Raw genomic sequence first — 17195 nt, 5'->3', positions numbered from 1 at the left:
AATTATAGTTTCTGAAAGCAGGAGGGGGATATATAAGTTATGTCAAAAAACATTTTAATTGTTGAAGATGAAGATATATTACGTGAAATATTAAAAGATTATTTTTTAAGTGAACAATATGTAGTGTTTGAAGCGAGGGACGGGAAAGAGGCTTTAGTTGTATTTGAAGAAGAAGAAGAAGTTGATTTAGTTATTTTAGATATTATGTTGCCAGAACTCGATGGATGGTCTGTTTGCCGAAGAATTAGGAAGACGTCCGAGGTGCCTATTATTATGCTGACGGCGCGCGTAGATGAAGATGATACGTTACTTGGTTTTGAACTTGGGGCAGATGACTATGTGACGAAGCCGTATAGTCCACCCATTCTATTAGCAAGAGCGAAACGATTATTAGAAAGTAGAAAGGCATCGAAGAAACCTTTAGAGAATGAAGATGATACGTTATCGATTCATGGCATCCAAGTTCATTTTCCGTCACGTACTGTTACTGTTGATGAGGCAGATGTTAGTTTAACGCATACGGAGTTTGAAATATTAGTGTATTTCATGAAAAACCAAGGAATTGTACTAACAAGGGAACAATTAATTTCAAGAATTTGGGGATATGAATTTGCTGGTGATGATCGAACGGTTAATAGTCATATTCGTAATTTAAGAAATAAATTAGGAGAGAAGGCAAAGTACATTACAACTGTAGTACGAACAGGTTATAAATTTGAGGGAAATGTATGAAGAAAGGAATTGTACTAAAATTATTTACTCTTACAACAGCATTATGTATGTTGATTTTAGCGACGATATTTATTGGACAAACGATATTTTTTAAACAATATTATGCGAATCGAAAAGTGGAAGATATTAAAGTGAATTTAAATTCCTTTGAGAAGAATTATCTAAACTACACAGGAAATGCAGAAGGAATTCAGAAACTTGAGCAAGACTTTTTTAGGGAAAATAATACGTGGATTACGACACTAGATCAGAATGGGAATTTAAAACATGTGGATGATTTTTATTTTGAGGTAACGATAGATCGTAGGCAACAAAAGAGCTTTGGACAACAACTATTCAAGATACCCTTATACAATCTCGTCAATATAGAGGAGATTGATAATAAATCATTAGAGCAGTTTTTAGGACAAGAGATTTATTTTTCTGGAGTGAGAAAAGAAGATAGTTTTATTCCATTCTCTTTTTCTTTATCTAAGCAGAATTTAAGTGGATCTAATAAACCGTTAGAAAAAGCATTTCAGGAGAAAATAAAATTAGATGAGGAGAAAAAGAGAGCGGCTGGGGAGCAACTTGCTAAGGAAAAGAAACCAGCCGTACAGGAAGAAGCTGCTCAGGAATTAGGCGTTTACATAGGAGGACGTGTTACAAAAGTACAGTTACCAGATGTAAACGGTCCTGTGAATCCAATTTATAAAAATAGCATATTTTTAGATAATATTAAGGGTTTTCAAACCGATTTATTATTAAAAGAAAGCAATAAAATACGATATACAACACAAACAATAGATTATGAAAAGAATGATATAAAATATAAATTATTAGTTAAGCCAATAAAAGAAAAAGACGGATCAGTAGCATATATATATGCAATGGCTTCTTTACAGCCTGTAGATGAAGCTGTACAAATGGTGCAAGATTATTACATATACATCATTGCATTTGTAGTCGTTCTTATTTTTTTAGCTTCGTTTTATTATTCAAAGCAAATTGCCAAACCGTTATTAAAAATAAATGATACGACGAAGAAAATAGCGCATTTAGATTTTACAGAAAAAATACCGATTACTTCAAAAGATGAAATTGGTGATTTATCGAAAAATATTAATATACTTTCTAACAAATTAAATTCTCATATCGGACAGCTTGAACAAGATATTGAAAAGGAAAGAAAGTTAGAAAATACACGGAAAGAATTCATTTCTGGTGTTTCGCATGAATTGAAAACACCGCTGAGTATTATGAAAAGTTGTATTTCCATTTTAAAAGACGGGGTAGCTGAGCATAAAAAAGAGTATTATTTTCAGGCGATGGAGAGAGAAGTAGACAAAATGGATACTTTAATTTTGGATATGCTTGAGTTAGCTAAATTTGAATCTGGTACATATAAAATGAAAAAGTCTTCGTTTTATATTGATACAGTAATTGAAGATATATGTGAACATCTATCTGTGGAAATAGAGAAAAAAGAACTTCATGTTCATAAAAATATACGTTCATTTGAAGTGATTGCAAATCAAGGCCGAATTGAACAAGTCATTGTGAACTTCATTACGAATGCAATACGTTATACACCAAATAAAGAGGATATTATTATTTCGACAATAGATGATAAAGATCGTATAAAAGTGTGCATTGAAAATAAAGGTACTCACATTGAAGAAGAACAATTAGATAAAATTTGGGATCGCTTTTATCGCGTGGATGCAGCTCGGCAGCGTTCACAAGGTGGGACGGGACTTGGGCTTGCTATTTCTAAAAATATTTTAGAATTACACGATGCTGAATATGGAGTAAAGAATACAGGAGACGGTGTATTATTTTACTTTTACTTACCGAAAAAAGCGTAGATAATGCATGCTACGCTTTTTTTAATTTATTTTCATACTATCTTTACCTAATCTTTATTTTTAAACGATATAATCTGGTTAGAAAACGAGGTTATGTAAGGAGTCGATGAACCGTGCATAGCAATTGGCTAAGTATAATGGTATTTATTTTCTTTTGTGCATTTATTGTATTTTTAATTGATATTACGATATGAAAAAAGAGCGCTCATTAAGCGCCCTTTTTTTGTGTATTCATTTGATAAGCACTGATGCTTTTGAATAAACGTGGTGAAGTGATAAATAAAAATATAAGTAAAACGGTACATAGAATATAGGAACCAATCATTGTACTACCGTTAAATATTAAAGAATATAGAACTGCTGATTGTCCTTTTGGTGCATATTGTCCCCAGAAAATGATACCAGCGATAAAGTGACAGAAGTAACGAGCTAGACTACCGATAAAAGTAGCGACGATAATATATCCAATTACTTTCTTCCCTTGGTTTGGTTTTGATGAAGGTTTGTCTTTACGGCTACCTAAGTTTGATTGTTCTTCGTTATTTTCATTGGATGTTAAAAGCGCCTTTTGAATTGGACGATAGAATAAACCAGCAAACCCAATGAATGCGAAAGCAATGAAGTATTCAATTAATACTTGAATTGGTGTTACGATAATGGCATCGCCTACGACAATTTGTAATAATCCCCAAATTAAGCCTCCTAAGAAAGCCATTTTGAAACCCCAGCGATAAGCGATAATAAAAATAGGAATCATTGCAAAAGATATAGAACCGCCTGTAGCTGATATTTTTATTGAAAGTGGTAAAATGTCGATGACCATGGCGAAGGCTGCAAGAATAGCAGATTCAATCATCGCTTGTAAATTGGTGTTACGCATGTTGTCTCCCCCTAAATCCAAGTTGTACAAAAAAGAATAGATATCATAGGAGGATACGAAATACGTAAATGAAAAGAGGTATGTATTTCGGACGTTTGCACAATCCCTGCGTTAGCATTAACTAACAGGTTCGAAGGGTCGGAACGAAGTGTTCCCTCTCAGCGGCATGGCTCCCCCAGTGATAACGAGATTCTTTATTTGTTATTGTTTATTGTAAGCGAAATGGATGGGAATGGCAAACGAATCTGTTATGACAATTATTGAAATAGAATTGTAGCGAAATGTTAATAAATATGAAGCAAAAGGGTATAGTACAAGAGAAATAGAGTGTGCTATAATTCTTCTGAAAATAATTATCATTCTCTTCGGAGGGGGAAGGTTATGAGCTTAGTAGATATTAAAATCGGTGAGAAAGTGCTAGTGAAAAGTGTTCAGTCTTTAGATTATTTACTAAAGAGAAGATTGGCTGCTTTCGGTCTTTCTGAAGGAAGCGAACTTCGTATGAAGCAAAAGGCGATGTTCAAAGGTCCTTGTACATTGGAGTGTCGTGGACAGTTAATTAGTATTCGTCATTGTGACGCGAAAATGATAAAGGTGGAATTAGCGTGAATAAGGTTGCTTTGCTAGGGAATCCAAATACAGGAAAGACATCATTATTTAATGCACTTACTGGTTCTTATGAATACGTGGGAAACTGGAGCGGTGTAACAGTAGAAAAAAAGGTTGGTAAATTAAAAGATAGACAAGGAACATTAATTGATTTACCAGGTGTTTATGATTTAAATCCAGTTTCACGTGATGAAGGTGTTGTAACAAACTTTCTATTAACAGAAGAATTTCAGCATATGTTAAATATTGTGGATTCTTCGCAGTTTGAACGAAATATGCATTTAACGTTGCAGTTGCTCGAATTTGGCAAGCCAGTTTCAATTGGTCTAAATATGGTTGATGTGGCGAAGCAAAGAGGAATTGTGATCGATGTAAAACGTTTATCCGAATTATTAGGCGTAACAGTCGTTCCTGTCGTTGCAAGAAGTGGAAAAGGTTGTGAAGAACTACTTGCGACCCTTAAAGAAAATGACAAAAACGAGAAAAAACCATTCATTATTTCATATGGTGTACAAATGGATGAAGGAATTGAAGAGGTAATTTCTCTTTTAGAGAAAGCGAATTACGAGCATCCGAGATGGTTAGCACTTCAATTTTTAAGCAATAACGAAGTAGTAGAAAAAGAAATAAAAGCATTACCAATTTATAAGGAACTTGTAGCCATTCGATCTCGCCTAGAGGGAAAACTTGATTGTACGTTGGAAGAGCACATTTACAAAACTCGTGAAGCGTATATTGAAAAGTTAAAAACAAATGTTATGAAGCATGAGAAAGAAGGGAAAATTCCTTTTTCGGAAAAAATTGATAGACTAATTACGCATAAAATTTTAGGACTTCCAATCTTTTTAGCAGTTATGTTTTTTATTTTTCAGGTTACGTTTACGTGGATTGGGACACCTTTATCGGATATGTTAGATGAGTTTTTTGGTGGCCAGCTTACGGATTGGGTGACGGTTGGACTTACAAGTATTGGAGCTTCTCATTTTATTCAAGCGCTCGTTACAGAAGGTATTATTGCCGGTGTTGGTGCTGTATTAGTATTCGTACCACAAATCTTTGCACTATTCTTTTTCATTTCATTATTAGAAGACTCAGGATATATGGCGCGAATTGCAGTTGTTATGGATCGAATTATGGAGTTCTTCGGTTTAAACGGAAAAGCGTTTATTCCGATGATTATCGGTTTTGGATGTAACGTTCCAGGTATTATGGCAGCGAGAACGATTGAACAAGAAAAAGAACGTTTACTTACAGTTCTTGTAACACCATTTATGTCTTGTTCGGCACGTTTGCCTGTATACGCATTATTTGCGGGCGTATTCTTCCCTCATAGTCAGGCAACTGTTGTATTTTCTTTATATGTTGCAGGTATTGTTCTTGCATTACTAGTTACAAAAATTATGTCTCTTACAATTTTAAAAGCGGAAAAGTCTATTTTCGTAATTGAACTACCTCCTTACCGCGTGCCACAAGCGAAAACGTTATGGCTAAGCACGTGGGAGAAAGGGAAAGGATTTGTTCGTAAAGCAGGTACATTCATCTTTGGTGGTTCTGTTGTCATTTGGTTATTAAACTATGCAGGTCCATCAGGATTTGGTGTTGATATGGGAGACAGTTACTTAGCGATGATTGGTGGGTTTATCGCACCGTTATTTGCACCGCTCGGCTTCGGAACGTGGCAAGCTGCAGCATCCCTTTTAACAGGATTTTTAGCAAAAGAAGTTGTCGTTTCTACAATGGCAATTATTTATGCAGTTAAAGAAGATGTGCTTGGAAACGTAATGGGAGCACATTATACAGCATTATCAGCTTATGCATTTATGTTCTTTATTTTATTATATGTTCCATGTTTAGCGACGGTGGCTGTTATTAAACGTGAAACAGGATCAGCGAAATGGACGATTTTCTCAGTCGTTTATCCACTCGTTGTTGCTTATGTATTAACGCTTATTATATACCAAGTTGGATCTTTACTAGGATTCTAAAAGGAGATGTATAATGATGGTCAATATTATAATTGGAGCTATCATTTTTGGTTATGCAGCATACACGTTAGTTAATTTTGTAAAGAGAAGTAAAAAAGGAAAATGCGCAGCATGTTCTTTAAATAAGTCATGTCAGTCGAAAACTTGTAATCCGGATATGGAACAAATTGCTCATAATAAATAGAAAAAAGCTTTGCGAATTGCAAAGCTTTTTTGTTTTACTTTTTAATTTTTACAAGTTGAGAAGCTTCGACGCCTTTGTAACCAGGGAACTCTTTACTTGGGTCTTTATCAAATTTTAATACACCTACAGATTTTTCATCACCTTTTACACTGTTGTAAGTTGCGTCATCGACAATCGCATACATATCTGTATATGCACGGCCACTTCCGATAATTGTGTTGCCTTCATATTTTAATTTTGCCCCATCAAGTGTAGCATTTTCTACTTTTTCTTTTGCAAATAATAAACCTTGTTCTGTTGTTACAGCTGGTAATTTATCAAGTGGTTTCGTGTTGTCTTTTTCATCAACTTTGCTAAGTAACTCTTTTTTCACTAGTTCTTCACCAGTTTTCTTATCCATTACAAGAACTTTTTTACCATCTAATGTTGTCATTTTCATTTTATAGAAGTCTTTTTCTTTCACTTCTTTTTTGTTTTTATCTGTAATTTGCTGAACTTGTTCTTCTGAGCCGTACAGTACAAAACCGTTCGCTTTCTCTCCTAATAAAGAACAACCTGATAATGCACCAAATGAAATTGCTGCTGCTAATCCGATTCCTACTAATTTTTTCATGATGATTTCTCCTTTTATATGTTTTATAGTAAATACAATTTTTGTATTATTGCTTACATGTGAAGAAGCTTGTTTGTTGCTTCTGGTATTAGTGTATAAGAAATATCAGAATGCAACTATCGAGTTAGCTTACAGTAACATTACACTTATGTAATTTAGTGAAATCGCACAAAAGTAAGTTAATTTCAAAGAGGGATAATGAGAATATATTATAAATACAATATTGTATATAGAATGTCATATTATAATGGATGTATTTTGGAAATAACATGTAAGGACATATTAGTTTTGTTATAATAAACAAATAGGCTGTAAAATGAATATTCTTTACTGTAAAGGGAGATTTTTCAGTTTTCCAAGTAGTGAATTTGAAATATGAGGTTTATCATAGGAGGAATTTAGATGTCTGTATTTAAACGATTAAGAGATTTAACAATGTCAAATGTGTATTCATTAATTGAAAAAGCGGAAGATCCAGTTAAGATGACTGATCAATATTTACGCGATATGCAAGCCGATGTACAAGAAGCTGAGAAAAGTGTAGCAGCTCAAATTGCACTTGAGAAGAAATTCAAAATATTATTTGAAGAGCAAGAAGCACTTGTGAAAAAACGTGAAGAGCAAGCTCATATGGCTGTTCAAGCTAATAACTTAGATCTTGCGCGCCGTGCATTAGAAGAAAAACAAAATGCAGAGCAAAAAATGAATGAATATAAAGCAAGCTACGAGCAAAATAAAGCTGCTGCTGATAACCTGCGCCTTAAGCTAGAAGAAATGCGCAAGCAATTAACAGAGCTGAAAAATAAACGTGAAACACTTGTAGCACGTGTAAATGCAGCGAAAGCACAGAAAAATATTAATCAGGCAATGTCTGGATTTGATTCAAATTCAGCAAAAGCTGGTTTAAGCCGTATGGAAGAGAAAGCTCTTCAATTAGAGGCTGAAGCGGAAGCAAGCGGTGAAGTTTATAAGAAAGAAAAGTCATTAGATGATGAATTCGCAAGCTTAAACAAAAATTCTGCTGTTGACGATGAATTGGCTCGTATTATGAAGCAGTATGAGAAATAATATAGAATAAAGACAAATGAACCGACATGTCTAAACAAATTCATGTCGGTTTTCTATTATATTTTTGAGGAGGTTTTGCAATGACATGGATGAATGTAGTTGCCATGCTTGTATGGACTGGAGCGAGTGCAGTACTTTTATTTGCAATTATGTGGGTTGATTCAATTTTTACAAAATACAATGATTTAAAAGAAATCAAAAATGGAAATACAGCTGTAACAACTCGTTTTATTATGAAATTATTTGCACAAGGGTACATTTTATCTCAATCAATCACGAAAGCAAATGACTTATGGCAGGCGCTTCTTGCTTCAGCAGTTTCTTTCGTTATTTTATTAGTTGTAGAAATGTTTATCGAATTTGTGTTAAAGAAAATGTCTGGCTTAGATTTAGAAGAAGGTACGAAAGAAGGTAGCGTTGCACATGCGATGTTAGCTGGATCATTACATATTGTTGGTGCACTAATTTTAGGTGCTTGTTTATAAAGAGAAAAGGAGGGGTAGATCATGAGTTTATTTAAACGAATTAAAAATATAATGAAAAGCCCAGAGCCACCGAAGCCGGAAAAGAGTCTTTTAACGTTAGCTCCTGGCGATATGATTGAAGTTTCATTAGTTATGTACGAATTGACTGGGAAAACGAGTATGCATTCTCGTAAAGAAATTGTTTTAACACTGCAAGATGGAAAAGATATTCGTTATTTAAAAATTGAAGATCGTGAAAATACGTATTACAAATTATATACTCCAATTGATGGTCGCTTAGATTCAATTGATGAAATTCCGACGACAATTGAAATGGATGATACTGAGTACCATATGGAAGAACAATATAACGGACGTGTTGTTGTGATGGGGAAAACACCATTCTCAGCTTCAGAGGAACAGTACGTATGGGAATTCCAATCAGATAATCGAAAATTATTGCGTATTGAATGGCAAAATGGTCGCACAATGATGTATGAGGGAGAAGCAATCATTCCTGCTGATGTACAAATTATAAGAGCAACGTAAGGGGGCGTAATCATGTCAAACCGATTGTTTACCATGATTAAATCGTTTGTGATCCCTATACTTGCTATCGTTATATTACTTGTTGTTGCTGGTTATGCCTTATCAGGTTGTCAAGGCGGGCAGACAAAGTCGATTCAAGACCGTTATCCACTTGAGTCTGTCGCCAAGGAAGGTAAACAAGAATCTTACGTGTATAGGGCCGCCAATCGGTCAGTTCCTGAAGTAGCGAAGGAACTCATTAACGAAAGAGAACCGAAGCAAGCATCTAAAGAAGACGAAAATCAAATGTTCCTCGTTTATTCTGACAAGATTTATAACTTGCAAAAGGATAAAGAGAAACCATCGGATACGTTAATTGAAATAAGTAATAAAGAATTTGTCCGTCAAAATTATCAACCGTCCTTCTTGCAAGGATATATTATGGGTAGCATATTAAACGATATATTTGGTTCACGAAAATCATCATACGGTGATTATCGAGGATATAACGACAGACAAAATCATAAACCAGTCATTCCAGAGAGACCACCTACGAAAGAAGAAAAGAAAACCCCACCTCCAATTACGAAGGAAGGGAAAGGGTCTATTATTAAGCGAGGCGATAATGTAGATTCGAAACCATCAGTAGGTGATAAGGGAAGTATTACTGAAAAAGGAAGTAATACGACGCCCCCACCCTCTACTGGAAGCAAGGGTAAAATTACAAAAACACCAGGCGGTTCAAGCGGATCAGATGTGAAGCCGAAATCATCTATTAAAACTCCGCCAAGGAATACATCTCCCCCGAAAACGAGGGTCGGTGGTTCAGGAAAGATTACGAAGAGAAGATAGTGTAGAGACCGAAAAGTGTAAATTACTTTTTGGTCTTTTTTTGTTATGGGAATTAATTCCTTATAACTGGTACAATTGAAGTATAAGGAGGGGATAGTATGACTACGTATAAAAGATTTAGTGTAATTATGTTCCTTGTATTATTCCTCAGCTTGTTTATTAGCACGACAATGAAATTTCATTTTGTAGTAGGTATTCTATGGATACTGTGTACATGCACTTTATTTTTGTATATCCCGCTGCGTTTTCAACATGAAGTGACGGCTTTTCAAAAGTATGTAGCGTGGATTAAACGTGGGAGTCGGTGGGGCGAGTAAAAATATATCTACGTACTGAAAAAAACTGACAACTATAGCAATTTAATAATAAGAAGAGGGTGTGCCAAATTGTTGGCCCACCCTCTTTTTCATAATGATTAATGAATATCACGTTTCTTGAAATTACCGCCTTTTACTTCTGCTACGTCATAAACTGTAATAAAGGCGTGTGGATCGATTTCATTAATAAGTTCTTTCATTTTACTTTCTTCTAAACGGTTAATTACACAAGAAATTTCTTTGAATTTCTCTCTTGAATAACCACCGTATACTTCGTTATATGTTGCACTTCGGCCTAAACGATCGCGAATTGTTTCTACCATTAATTCAGGCTCTTTTGTGATAATTTTAAATGCTTTTGAACCACTTAAACCAACTTCAACGATATGAATCACTTTCGAAGCGATAAAGTAAGCAATTGCCGAAAGGATAGCTCCTTGAAGGCCGAATACCGTTGATACGAAAATAAATACGAACATGTTTAAGAATAAAATAAGGTCACTCGTTCCAAATGGTAACTTACGAGAAAGCAATACAGCTAGCATATCGATTCCATCTAATGCCCCACCGTTACGTAATGCTAGTCCCATACCAAAACCGATAATAATACCACCAACAACTGTAACTAATAATGTATCGCCTTCGATAATAGCTGGTATTCCGTGCATGACAACGGTACCTATTGCTAATGAAGCGATTCCAATAATAGAATAAATTGCAAAGCTTTTACCGATTTGCTTATATCCTAACCAAACGAAAGGAATGTTAATAACTGCGATTAGAGCTCCTAATGGCAATCCAAATAATCTTGAACTAACGATACTTAAACCAGTCACACCACCGTCTGATACGTTATTTGGAATTAATACTGCTTCTAATCCGTACGCTGTGATAAATGCCCCAATAATAATCATCAAAGCTTTCGAAGCAATTTTTAGCTTATTGGGCTTGTTTTTGATAATTTTCTCCATATAATTTCCTCGTTTCAAACTAGTTTCTTGTTTGTTACATAATTCACACCTAAATTTTATTTTAACATTTAATTTGAAAAAATTCTCCTTTAATGGATGTATGCAGGGAATATTATGACCATATTATTATTTTAAATACAACTGTAGAAGATTAGAGAGTGGTCATAATTTTAATATGAAAAAGTAGAATGAATAGTATGGATATATATATTTGGGGCACTAACCTTAGGGAGGGGGTTATGTGGGATACTGTACGAAATGTGGAAATGAAACGAACGAGGGCAACAAGTTTTGCGGGCAGTGCGGGGAGAGTCTTAGCTATAAAACGGTAGGGGGAAGTTTTCCGAATAGCAGTTCTAATAGTAGTATAGAAATTTTTTCTTTAGTCGGTTTCATCACTGGATTAATATCTTGGTTTATAAACTTATGGGGGCTTATTGGTAGTGTAGCTATCGTATTTTCTATATTGGGTTTAAACAAAAAAGTGACGGGTACGAGTAAAACATTTGCTATTGTTGGAGTGATTTCTGGAATAATTAATGTGTTGTATGCTGTTACGTTATTTATTTAAATTTGATGAACAAAAAGGTATAAAAAAGTCCCCTGTGCATAAAGCATTCAGAGGAATTTTTATTTGATAGCTATTAAGAAACAATAAAACTAATTACTGTTAGGAATAAAGCGAAGCCTAAAATAGTTCCACATATTTTCATATGGCGCTTACGTCCCATAACAACAATTGCGACATATTCACGAATCATTGCGTTAGGCCAGTAATAAAATGCAGTTTTTGATCCGATTCCTTGGCTATTAAGGCCAGCTTGTCTTGCATATATACCAGCGCGGAAAAGATGGAAATTATTCGTTGTAAAAATACTTCTATACTTACCTTCTGTTTTTAAAGAATCCATAATTTCTTTAGAGAACAACATATTTTGATATGTGTTTACAGAGCGATTTTCTTGCACTGTATGTTCAAGAGGAATTCCTTTTTCAACAGCATAATTTTGCATCGCTTCCGCTTCTGGAAGGCCTTCATCTGGACCTTGACCACCAGAGAAAATAATTGTTGGTGGTGTATTCACAGCTGCTTGTTTCCAATAAAAGTCGATAGCTTTATTAATACGACTTGCAAGTAAAGGTGGTACTTTATCATTAATTAAGCCGCTACCGAGAACGATGATGAAATCTTGATTACGTCTTGGTCTGTTGAATTGATATAAAAAATATGCGCTTAAGAAGTTAGATAAATGCACAAAGAAATACATAGTTATAAGAGAGATAGCAGCAAAGATAAATTGAAAATGCTCTGAGAATAAATTTGCTGGATTTATGATAGGGAGCATTATAAAGAATAAAATCCCTAAAGCAGCAATTAAAGTTAAAGAGTTTGTGAAGCGTCTTCCTTCACGTTGCATTAAAATTTTTGCATTAAGAAAGAGTCCGAACATTAAAGCGACTATAGCAAAAGGAATCATTACAAGTAGTGCTAACATGGGGATGATAACGATAAAATGTAAATCGTTATTACCAGACTCAAATGAGGCTATAGCGCAAAATAATAGAAATGAACAGATAAAGGCATTAAATAAAAAGCCGTTTATTATTTTCCGCGGATCTTTTAAATACGAGATAAGAAAAATAATAAACAATATAAGAGGAATAATTCCAAAATACAGCATAAATATAGTACACCTCAACTTGTATAAGAATTTGACATACCTTTTATATTACATGATTATATAAGTAAAAATGAAAGAAAAAGGATTTTGAATTTTCTTAATAAAATATATGGATACATATGTTACAATATATTCAAAGCGATATATTAAAAGTAAAATGGTTGAAGAGGCACTCAGTAGAGTGCTTTTTCTTTTTGTATGTAATTGTGCATATTATATTTTTTTTCAAATGAAGAGGATTACAATATAAGTTGTAGACAGACTTTATAAAGCAGAATTTAATACAAACATTTCCCTCTACTTTTTGTATCTAACAATCGTATAACAATAAATAATTCTGTTTTATAGTGTCTGTTTTTGAAAGGTGGCTTCTTTGAAGGCACTTTTTTTTTATTAGTATAGATAGTTTTCACTGTTAGCATAGTGTAAACTATCTATACTAAACATTAGCAATCTTCCGTATAAATATTATCAATTTACTATATATTCCAGTGGTGTTAACCTACATATGAAAGGCTTTCTTTTTCAAAATATTACCCCTAATAAAATTTTGAAGAAGTCAACTGTCTCCAAACTTGTCTTTATGCTTAAGGAAAAAGCACTCAATTTGAGTGCTTTTTCTTATTAAAACATGCTATTTTTCTAGGCGATTTTCATAAAATAAAAGTAAAGAAATGAAAGTGGGTGACAAAATGCCAGCAGTTGTGGAAGGTGTTATTATTGAAAACTGCAATGGAACAATTAATGTAGGTGATAAATATAACGTACAGCCGATTGAAAAGACGAAAGCTTACAATGGATCGGGATCATCAAATACAGGAATGAAAGTACAAACGTTTAGCGGAATTAGTACAGCTGATGTATGGGATAATGATGTGAATGATCAGGGGATACAGTTTACTTTATAGCACAATATGTAAAATTGCATAAAATGATGAAGTTGCCCTATGATACAATCTAGCTGTGAGCTGTTAATGATTCTTCTGTATTATAGTTGTTAGATTAGAAATATAACATCTTATTAAAAATCATACGTATAAAAAAGACACTTCAACCGAAGTGTCTTTTTTTATTTTAGTGATACCCTTTAGCAGAGTCTTTATGAATTTTATTTTTAAAGATACTGTAGCTCCAAAGCTGATATCCAATAACGATTGGTACCATGACCATTGCAACGAAGAACATAATCTTTAAGTTTAATTGACTACCAGCTGCGTTGTATAACGTTGTACTGTATGCATCGTTAATACGAGATGGTAACATTCTTGGGAACATACCTGCAAAGCCAGTTGTCATAAACATTGCGATTGTTAGGCAAACGAATGTGAATGCAAGGCCAATTTTATGTTTGTACACCATAATAAGTGCGAGTACACTCATTAACATTGCAAGTACTGGAAGAATGAATAGTACCGGATATTCCGTAAAGTTTTGGAACAAGTTTGTCCGATTAGCAGTTGCTACATAGAAGATAGCTAAAATAATAGCTGCTGCCATTGAAAACGGTCTCGCGATTTTATAAGCACGGTCGGATACTTCACCAGTCGTTTTAATCATGACCCAAAGGGCACCGGATACGACAAATATAGCAGTGAAGAACAATCCTCCTAAAATACCGTAATGGTTTAATAAGCTAAGTAAATTTCCTTCATAACCATTTTTTCCGATTTGTAGTCCGTAATAAAGATTAGCGAACGTAACACCGAATAGGAAAGCAATTAAAAAACTCCCAATTGCAAATGCCCATTTACAAGTTTTTTGCCAAATCGGTGAATCATCTTTATGCATGAATTCCAGCCCAGCGGCACGAGCAAATAGTGCAAGTAATACTAAGAATAACGGTGTATAGAGATAACTAAACATATTTGCATATGTGACTGGGAAGGCAGCAAATGTTGCGCCACCAGCTGTAATTAACCATACTTCATTACCGCCCCAGAATGGACCAATTGCTTCTTGTAATTGATTTCGTTCTTGTCGATCTTTCGTAACGAAAGGGAAAATCATTCCGTTACCAAGTGCATACCCATCAAGAATGAAGTAAACTGTCCAAATCACGCCCCATAAACCAAACCAGATGATTGCAAGCATATCATGAGACATGAGCCACACCTCCCTCAGTAGCAGGTTCTTCTAATGCTGCAGGTCCTTTTTTCGCGAACTTCAGCATTAAGTATACGTCTGCAATTAAAAGTAAAGTGTAGAACAAAATTAAACTAATTAATGAGAACCAAATTTGTGGAACTGATATAGGCGATACAGATTCTGCTGTACGCATTAGTTTATATACTGTCCATGGTTGACGACCTACTTCAGCGACAATCCATCCTGCGTTAATCGCGATATAAGGAAGTAAGACAGACCATATTGTAATTTTTAAATAACGTTTTGAGTTTTCTAGTTTTCCTTTTCGGTTTAAATAGAAGCCGTACCAAGTTAATGCCATAAAGAACATACCAAGTGCAACCATTAAGCGGAAGCTATAATACACGAGGTTAACATTTGGACGTTCATCTTTCGGAATATCTTTTAAACCAACAATTTCGCCATCAAATGAGTTTGTATAGAAGAAGCTTCCGAGTTTTGGAATCGTAAGGAATTCAAAGTTCTTCTCATTTTTTACATCAGGAATTTGAACAATTGAGAAGCCTTGTCCTTTTCCAGTTTCCCAAACTGCTTCCATCGCAGCTCCTTTTGCTGGTTGATATTTAGCTGCTGATACACCAGATTGATGTCCCATAAACGGTGTAATTGTTGCGGCGAATAAACCTAGCATTAAACCAAACTTAAATGATTTTTTGAAGAATTCCACTTCGTTTTTACGTAATAAGTGATAGGCACTAATTGCCATAACGAAGAAAGCACCTACGATATAACAACCAATGACAGTATGGAAGAACATATTCCAAGCATATGGATTTGTAACGAGTGCCCAGAAGTCATTTAATTCAGCGCGGCCGTTACGTACTACGTAGCCAACAGGGTTTTGCATAAAGCCGTTTGCTGTAATAATCCAAAGTGCGGAAATATTTGTTCCAAGTGCAACCATCCACATACAGAAGGCACGGAACTTTGGTGAAATTTTGTCTTTACCGAATAACCATATTCCCATGAAAGTAGATTCTAAGAAGAAGGCAACAAGTGCTTCAATTGCGAGAGGTGATCCGAAAATATCTCCCATATATTTGGAGTACTCAGACCAGTTTGTTCCAAATTGGAATTCCATCGTAATCCCGGTTATAATCCCCATTACGAAGTTAATTGTAAATAATTTACCCCAGAAATTTGCCATTTTACGGTATGTTGGATTCAATGTGCGGGCGTATTGAGTTTCCATACATGCTACTAAAATGACAAGTCCGATTGTCAAAGGTACAAATAAAAAGTGATAAAAAATAGTAATTGCAAATTGAAAACGACTCAGTAACAGAACGTCGGACATAATGAATATTCACTCCTTTTTTACATTATCTACAATCAGTTTATAGTGAAAATACGTTTGAAATAGAGGGGACTTGTTACAAAGGTGTGTGTATATTTTGAAAGAATTATGTCGATTATCTGAAAATATCCTATTTTTACTATAAAGCGATATCCTTTTTGAGTTTTTCATATTTTGGTACACTATATAAGTAATGTAAATGAGAGAAAAGAGGGTTTTTTACTATGAAGTCATTAGAAGAGATTTTACAATACAATGAAAAATTTGTTGAAGAGAAAAGATACGAAGAGTATGAAACGGGAAAATTCCCGAATAAAAAAATGGTAATTATCTCTTGTATGGATACTCGTCTTGTTGAATTATTACCAAAAGCAATGAATATGCGTAACGGTGATGTGAAAATTATTAAAGTAGCAGGAGCTGTTATCTCACATCCATTCGGAAGTATTATGCGTAGTATTTTAGTTGCTGTATATGAACTTGGTGCTGATGAAGTTTGTGTAGTTGGTCACCACGATTGCGGTATGGCAAAAATTCAGGCAAGCAGTACAATTGAGAAGATGAAAGAGCGCGGTATAACAAATGAGAAATTAGATACACTCCGTTATTCTGGAATCGATTTAGAAAGATTCTTACAAGGGTTCTCTAGTGTAGAAGAAAGTGTAGAACATAGTGTATCAATACTTCGCAACCATCCATTACTTCCAGAAGAAGTACCTGTTCACGGTCTTGTTATAGATCCTGATACAGGAAAATTAGATTTAGTTGTGAATGGTTACGACAATTAAGAATTTACTTTGTCATCCTTTTTATCTGGGACAGGATCAAATCCTCCCGGGTGGAAAGGGTGACATTTTAATATACGCTTACAAGTAAGCCAAAAACCTTTGAGTGCACCATGTTTTTGAAACGCCTCTAATCCGTAATGAGAACAAGTTGGATAAAAGCGGCATGTTGGTGGTGTCATCGGAGAAATGAACTTTTGATAAAAGCGTATAATCCCAATAAAAATCTGTTTCAT

Annotated in this window: 20 protein-coding genes and 1 riboswitch; of the genes, 13 read left to right on the top strand and 7 right to left on the bottom strand. The window is 34.5% G+C overall.

The genetic code is table 11. The annotated features are described in order from the left end of the window. Positions 1–39 precede the first annotated feature (39 nt). Together BCG9842_RS23920 and BCG9842_RS23915 are read left to right on the top strand one after the other, a co-directional pair. Positions 40–732 (top strand): response regulator transcription factor, encoded by a 693-nt coding sequence (locus BCG9842_RS23920; protein ID WP_000041845.1) that lies wholly within the window; start codon positions 40–42, stop codon positions 730–732. Beyond that, positions 729–2579, top strand: a complete 1851-nt coding sequence (locus tag BCG9842_RS23915; RefSeq protein ID WP_000715419.1) for a sensor histidine kinase — start codon at positions 729–731, stop codon at positions 2577–2579. Before BCG9842_RS23920 ends, BCG9842_RS23915 begins: the two co-directional genes overlap by 4 nt. 208 nt (positions 2580–2787) lie before the next feature. On the opposite strand, the gene thiT is transcribed toward BCG9842_RS23915, so the two are convergent. After that, positions 2788–3459: an energy-coupled thiamine transporter ThiT gene (gene thiT, locus BCG9842_RS23910; protein WP_001246589.1), complete on the bottom strand. Its 672-nt coding sequence runs from the start codon at positions 3457–3459 to the stop codon at positions 2788–2790. Positions 3460–3544: 85 nt separating this feature from the next. Next, a riboswitch (TPP riboswitch) is annotated at positions 3545–3646 on the bottom strand. Between the two features lie 194 nt (positions 3647–3840). Between thiT and BCG9842_RS23905 the strand changes: the two genes are divergently transcribed. The 3 genes from BCG9842_RS23905 to BCG9842_RS23895 are packed head-to-tail and all read left to right on the top strand — an operon-like array spanning position 3841 to position 6237. Next, positions 3841–4068, top strand: a complete 228-nt coding sequence (locus BCG9842_RS23905; RefSeq protein WP_000060521.1) for a FeoA family protein — start codon at positions 3841–3843, stop codon at positions 4066–4068. Further along, positions 4065–6053, top strand: coding sequence for a ferrous iron transport protein B (gene feoB, locus BCG9842_RS23900; RefSeq protein ID WP_001044862.1), 1989 nt, complete (start codon positions 4065–4067; stop codon positions 6051–6053). The genes BCG9842_RS23905 and feoB overlap by 4 nt, the downstream gene beginning before the upstream one ends. A gap of 13 nt (positions 6054–6066) precedes the next feature. Beyond that, positions 6067–6237: a FeoB-associated Cys-rich membrane protein gene (locus BCG9842_RS23895; RefSeq protein WP_000989591.1), complete on the top strand. Its 171-nt coding sequence runs from the start codon at positions 6067–6069 to the stop codon at positions 6235–6237. Between the two features lie 34 nt (positions 6238–6271). On the opposite strand, the gene BCG9842_RS23890 is transcribed toward BCG9842_RS23895, so the two are convergent. Next, positions 6272–6850 carry a lipoprotein BA_5634 family protein gene (locus tag BCG9842_RS23890; RefSeq protein ID WP_000737467.1) on the bottom strand — a complete coding sequence of 193 codons (579 nt, stop codon included), beginning with the start codon at positions 6848–6850 and terminating at the stop codon, positions 6272–6274. 402 nt (positions 6851–7252) lie between these two features. On the opposite strand from BCG9842_RS23890, the gene BCG9842_RS23885 reads away from it, so the two are divergent. The 5 genes from BCG9842_RS23885 (at position 7253) to BCG9842_RS23865 (ending at position 10079) form a co-directional block, all read left to right on the top strand. After that, the gene (locus tag BCG9842_RS23885) at positions 7253–7918 is read left to right on the top strand and encodes a PspA/IM30 family protein (protein WP_000110281.1); all 666 of its coding nucleotides are present in this window, start codon (positions 7253–7255) and stop codon (positions 7916–7918) included. An 80-nt stretch (positions 7919–7998) separates the two neighbouring features. Then, complete coding sequence (locus BCG9842_RS23880; RefSeq protein WP_000220087.1) at positions 7999–8403, top strand: DUF350 domain-containing protein; 405 nt, start codon at positions 7999–8001, stop codon at positions 8401–8403. Positions 8404–8424: 21 nt separating this feature from the next. Beyond that, complete coding sequence (locus BCG9842_RS23875; protein WP_000051750.1) at positions 8425–8931, top strand: DUF4178 domain-containing protein; 507 nt, start codon at positions 8425–8427, stop codon at positions 8929–8931. Positions 8932–8943: 12 nt separating this feature from the next. Beyond that, the gene (locus tag BCG9842_RS23870) at positions 8944–9762 is read left to right on the top strand and encodes a DUF4247 domain-containing protein (RefSeq protein WP_000071190.1); all 819 of its coding nucleotides are present in this window, start codon (positions 8944–8946) and stop codon (positions 9760–9762) included. Positions 9763–9860: 98 nt separating this feature from the next. Further along, positions 9861–10079, top strand: a complete 219-nt coding sequence (locus BCG9842_RS23865; protein ID WP_000214757.1) for a hypothetical protein — start codon at positions 9861–9863, stop codon at positions 10077–10079. 98 nt (positions 10080–10177) lie between these two features. Here BCG9842_RS23865 and BCG9842_RS23860 read toward each other — a convergent pair whose 3' ends face one another. Next, positions 10178–11050: a YitT family protein gene (locus BCG9842_RS23860; RefSeq protein WP_000411240.1), complete on the bottom strand. Its 873-nt coding sequence runs from the start codon at positions 11048–11050 to the stop codon at positions 10178–10180. 241 nt (positions 11051–11291) lie between these two features. On the opposite strand from BCG9842_RS23860, the gene BCG9842_RS23855 reads away from it, so the two are divergent. Next, on the top strand, positions 11292–11621 hold the full coding sequence (locus tag BCG9842_RS23855) for a zinc ribbon domain-containing protein (RefSeq protein ID WP_000540175.1): 330 nt from the start codon (positions 11292–11294) through the stop codon (positions 11619–11621). 73 nt (positions 11622–11694) lie between these two features. Here BCG9842_RS23855 and BCG9842_RS23850 read toward each other — a convergent pair whose 3' ends face one another. Continuing rightward, complete coding sequence (locus BCG9842_RS23850) at positions 11695–12729, bottom strand: YdcF family protein (protein WP_057187512.1); 1035 nt, start codon at positions 12727–12729, stop codon at positions 11695–11697. A gap of 677 nt (positions 12730–13406) precedes the next feature. Between BCG9842_RS23850 and BCG9842_RS23845 the strand changes: the two genes are divergently transcribed. Further along, a complete protein-coding gene (locus BCG9842_RS23845) occupies positions 13407–13640 on the top strand; it encodes a spore germination protein (protein ID WP_002005871.1) in 234 nt (77 codons plus the stop codon). Positions 13641–13806: 166 nt separating this feature from the next. Here the strand turns inward: BCG9842_RS23845 and cydB are convergent, their stop codons facing one another. Continuing rightward, positions 13807–14835: a cytochrome d ubiquinol oxidase subunit II gene (gene cydB, locus BCG9842_RS23840; protein ID WP_000017662.1), complete on the bottom strand. Its 1029-nt coding sequence runs from the start codon at positions 14833–14835 to the stop codon at positions 13807–13809. After that, positions 14825–16174 (bottom strand): cytochrome ubiquinol oxidase subunit I, encoded by a 1350-nt coding sequence (cydA, locus tag BCG9842_RS23835; RefSeq protein ID WP_001286166.1) that lies wholly within the window; start codon positions 16172–16174, stop codon positions 14825–14827. Before cydA ends, cydB begins: the two co-directional genes overlap by 11 nt. Before the next feature lie 224 nt (positions 16175–16398). On the opposite strand from cydA, the gene BCG9842_RS23830 reads away from it, so the two are divergent. Beyond that, positions 16399–16962 (top strand): beta-class carbonic anhydrase, encoded by a 564-nt coding sequence (locus BCG9842_RS23830; protein ID WP_000838173.1) that lies wholly within the window; start codon positions 16399–16401, stop codon positions 16960–16962. Here BCG9842_RS23830 and yidD read toward each other — a convergent pair. Beyond that, positions 16959–17195: a membrane protein insertion efficiency factor YidD gene (yidD, locus tag BCG9842_RS23825; protein ID WP_000809334.1), complete on the bottom strand. Its 237-nt coding sequence runs from the start codon at positions 17193–17195 to the stop codon at positions 16959–16961. The genes BCG9842_RS23830 and yidD overlap by 4 nt on opposite strands.

It is taken from the genome of Bacillus cereus G9842 (assembly GCF_000021305.1).
In the GTDB taxonomy this organism is placed as follows: Bacteria; Bacillota; Bacilli; order Bacillales; family Bacillaceae_G; genus Bacillus_A; species Bacillus_A thuringiensis_S.
This window is presented reverse-complemented; position numbering and strand designations above follow the sequence as displayed.